Origin of the sequence: Algibacter sp. (assembly GCF_049667265.1) — a bacterium.
GTDB lineage: Bacteria > Bacteroidota > Bacteroidia > Flavobacteriales > Flavobacteriaceae > Algibacter_B.
On the sequence record NZ_JBATHX010000087.1, the window covers coordinates 1 to 4,109 of the forward strand.

At 35.4% G+C, this 4,109-nt stretch carries 3 protein-coding genes and 1 pseudogene; 2 read left to right on the forward strand and 2 right to left on the reverse strand.

Annotated features, from left to right (window positions below; genetic code table 11):
* Positions 1-86: pseudogene (locus tag WBN21_RS03250) on the reverse strand (GNAT family N-acetyltransferase); the annotation flags it as partial.
* Entirely contained in the window at positions 83-856 is a 774-nt protein-coding gene (dapF, locus tag WBN21_RS03255) for a diaminopimelate epimerase (RefSeq protein ID WP_424197864.1), read from the reverse strand. The gene dapF and the pseudogene WBN21_RS03250, both read right to left, overlap by 4 nt.
* Positions 857-1,202: 346 nt before the next feature.
* Between dapF and WBN21_RS03260 the strand changes: the two genes are divergently transcribed.
* Both WBN21_RS03260 and WBN21_RS03265 read left to right on the forward strand, forming a co-directional pair.
* A complete protein-coding gene (locus WBN21_RS03260; protein WP_424197865.1) occupies positions 1,203-2,606 on the forward strand; it encodes a trypsin-like peptidase domain-containing protein in 1,404 nt (467 codons plus the stop codon).
* Positions 2,607-2,748: 142 nt separating this feature from the next.
* A partial coding sequence (locus WBN21_RS03265) for a glyceraldehyde-3-phosphate dehydrogenase (RefSeq protein WP_424197866.1) occupies positions 2,749-4,109 on the forward strand: 1,361 nt, incomplete at its 3' end.

Below are 4,109 nucleotides of genomic sequence, written 5' to 3' on the forward strand. Positions count from 1 at the left end.
TCGTCGTTTTCAATGGTATGAATAAACTCTAAATCTTCTGGCTCTAAAGCACGTAAAAATATATTTTCGCCTTTTAGAGTTATCATATACTGCCTTTAAAAACTAGTTTTGCTGGGCCAATAAGCCATACATTTTTATAGGTGCCATTTTGGACCTCGAAACACACTTTTAATGTGCCGCCTTCAACATTTAAGGTGACTTCATTTTTATCTGTTTCACCCAAATGGTGCATGGCAATTGCAACGGCCGTTACGCCTGTGCCGCAAGATAAGGTTTCATCCTCAACGCCACGCTCGTAAGTTCTAACTCTAAACGCAGCATCAGATTCCTTTTTTACAAAATTTACATTGCTTCCTGCTTCATTATAAGGTTCGCCATATCGGATGGCTGCACCTTTTGATTTAATATCAAAATCGGCTATGCTTTTTTCAAATTGAACATGGTGTGGCGAACCTGTATTTAAGAACACATGATTTTTAAAGGTTTCAACCGTATCCACATCTAGCATTTGTAGTTTTACAATATCGCCATTAATGGTGGCGTGATGCATCCCATCAATTGCTTCGAAAACGGCTTTATCATTAATGACTCCTAATTGTTTTGCGAATGCTACTAAACAACGCCCGCCGTTTCCGCACATAGTACTTTCGTTACCATCGGCATTGTAATACACCATTTTAAAATCGTGCTCTGGATGGTTTTCTAAAAGAATTAATCCGTCTGCGCCCACTCCAAATCGGCGGTCGCATAAAAATGCCACACGTTTGGTATCGGTTTTATCGAAAGTTTGTTGACGATTATCAATCATCACAAAATCGTTTCCTGTGCCTTGGTATTTATAAAAAGTCTGTTGCATAATGAAAAGCAAAGATAAAGAAGTGAATTAAATTTTTTGGCTGTTATGTCGATTTTTGAGTGCTTTATAAAAGTTTATTAAAAAGTATTAACGATGAATGGGAAGCGCGTTAGGGATAGCAATGGAAAGCCCACAGGGCGGCACGACCGAGGACTTGTAATGGATAGCCCGACCCTTGTGGTAACCTGCCTGCCGGCAGGCAGGCGCCAAAAAACAAATAAACAATGGATTGTTAAATGAGCGTTAAAGTTGACGTTAAAAAAAGTTAAAAAGGTGATAGGTGTTCAATAAAAAATTAATTTTAATCGTTAACTAGATAGAAATAGTTTAAAAAGTAAAAAATAATATGAAGAAGATTCTAACATTAGTATTTGTATCGGCATTAGGCGGTATTTTCACATTAGGAGCCTACAAGCTTTTTATTGAGAAGGAGAAACCTGTTTTGGTTGCTTCCGAAACTACAAACGCTACTTTTTTGCCGACTAATAATATGAACACATTATTTAAGGCTGAAGACGCGATTGATTTTACGGTTGCTGCTGAAAATACAGTAAATGCGGTGGTACACGTTAAAAATGTAACGCTTAGCTCGGGGCAATTTACTATGCAAGATTTGTTTTCTGGCAGAAGTTCTGAACGCGCACAAATGGGCACCGGATCTGGCGTTATAATTAATGCCGATGGGTATATTATTACCAATAACCACGTGATTAAAAATGCACATGAACTATCTGTTACCCTAAATAATAATAAAACCTATGTGGCTGAAGTAATTGGTGCTGACCCTAAAACCGACATTGCTTTGTTAAAAATTGATGCCGATGAACAATTGCCATATGTAACTTTTGCAGACTCTGATAATGTGAAAATTGGTGAATGGGTTTTGGCGGTTGGAAATCCTTTTAATTTAACATCGACGGTTACGGCAGGAATAATTAGTGCTAAAGCTAGAGATTTATCGGGTACAAGCAGACAGTCTTTTTTACAAACAGATGCTGCGGTAAACCCTGGTAATTCTGGTGGTGCTTTGGTGAATACTAATGGTGAATTGGTTGGTATTAATACTGCCATTTCATCGCAAACAGGATCGTATGTTGGCTATTCATTTGCTGTGCCTAGTAATATTGCTAGAAAGGTGATTGAAGATATTATGGAGTACGGCAATGTGCAAAACGGTATTTTGGGAATTCAAGGTGGTGCATTAAATAGCATAATGGCTGAAAAAATTGGTGTTACCGATACTGAAGGTGTTTATATTGATAGTGTAGTTGAAGACTCAGGAGCTGAAAAAGCGGGTGTAAAAAAAGGTGATATTATTAAGGAAATTGATAATATTAAAATTTCAAGTTTCTCTGATTTAACCGGACATTTAAGTGCTAAGCGCCCGGATGACGTTGTAAACTTAACAGTATCAAGAGATGGCCTTATTAAAACCATACCTGTTACACTTGCTAAAATTGACACCTTTATAATGCCACTTGTTGGGACCCTTAAAAATGCTAAAACTTCTGAACTTAAGAAAAGTAATGTAACTTATGGTGTGAGTATTACTAAACTAAATTCTCAATATGAAGCCTATTGGAAAAAGAATGGTATTGAAACTGGTTGTATCATAACTTCTATTAATGATATGAAAGTTAAAAATATTGATGATGTTCAAAAAGCATTAAAAAATCAATCAAGTAATGAAGCTTTGCGTTTAGAACTTATAAATAAAAATGGCGATTTAGAACGTTATAATTTTAGATAAAATCGTCCGTTTAACGACTTAAATAACCCTTCGAATATTTAAATTCTCGGAGGGTTATTTTTTTATTATAATAGCTTACGAAAACGTTTGAAATATGGTATTTTTGCCAAAATTTTACACCACAAACTAAACTATTTAAGCTATGAGTTCTAATAAAACTTATGAAAAAGAATTAGCCTTTCAAGCAGACCGAAGAAGAGCTACCGTTGAATTTATTAAAACAGTAAGTGATTTATGGTATGATAAATCTATTGAACTGGTTTTATTTAGAAATCAACTTATCGATAGAAATGTAAGTCAGATTTTAAACTTACATGAATATGCTGGCAAATTTGTACAAAAACCAATCTCAATTTTCGATTCAGTTGAGATAGCACAAGCTATTAAAGCGCTTCATATTGCTCCAGCAAAATTAGATATTGGAAAACTTACTTATGAGTATCATTTGGAAGACAATAAACATAATAATGCCAAAGCCTTTGTTGCTAACAAATTAAAGGATGCCAGTAAAAATGGTGATATTGAACCAAAAGATGTCGTGCTTTATGGTTTTGGTAGAATTGGTAGATTGGTGGCTAGAGAACTCATGAACAGGACTGGAAAAGGTAGTCAGCTACGATTAAGAGCCATTGTTACAAGAGGACCTATTGATGCTAAAATACTAGAAAAAAGAGCATCGCTTTTACGAAATGATTCTGTGCATGGCGATTTTCCTGGAACGGTTAATATTGATGAAAAAAATAGTGCAATCATTATTAATGGAACAACGGTAAAAATCATTTCGGCCAACAATCCTGAAGATATTGATTACACTAAATTTAATATTAATAACGCCTTAGTTATTGATAACACAGGTGCCTTTAGGGATAAAGAAGCGTTGAGTAGACACTTAAAATCTAAGGGTGTTGATAAAGTTTTATTAACAGCGCCCGGAAAAGAGGTTCCTAATATTGTATATGGTGTAAACCATAAGGAGTATAGTCCTGACAAAGTTGATATTTTTTCGGCAGCATCCTGTACAACAAATGCCATAACGCCTATTTTAAAAGTTGTTGAAGATTCTTTTGGGGTTAAAAGTGGCCATTTAGAAACCATTCATGCGTATACAAACGATCAGAATTTGGTTGACAATTTCCACAGCAAATACCGCCGAGGAAGAGCTGCTGGATTAAATATGGTTATTACAGAAACTGGTGCTGGAAGTGCCGTTGCCAAAGCATTGCCTAGTTTAGAAGGCAAGTTAACATCAAACGCTATTAGGGTGCCTGTACCAAACGGGTCATTGGCTATTTTAAATTTAGAAATAAAAAATAAAACATCGCTAAATGGTGTGAATACTATTTTAAAGAAATATGCCTTAGAAGGTGATTTGGTTGAGCAAATTAAATATGAATTAAGCGACGAATTAGTTTCGAGCGATATTATTGGGTGTTCTGCCCCAGCAATTTATGATAGTAAAGCCACTATTGTTCGTTCAGATGGGAAAAATATTGTGCTTTATAT

Coding starts and splice junctions, on each gene's coding strand:
- WBN21_RS03260 (WP_424197865.1), top strand. CDS start 1,203: ATGAAGAAGATTCTAACATTAGTATTTGTATCGGCATTAGGCGGTATT.
- dapF (WP_424197864.1), bottom strand. CDS start 856: ATGCAACAGACTTTTTATAAATACCAAGGCACAGGAAACGATTTTGTG.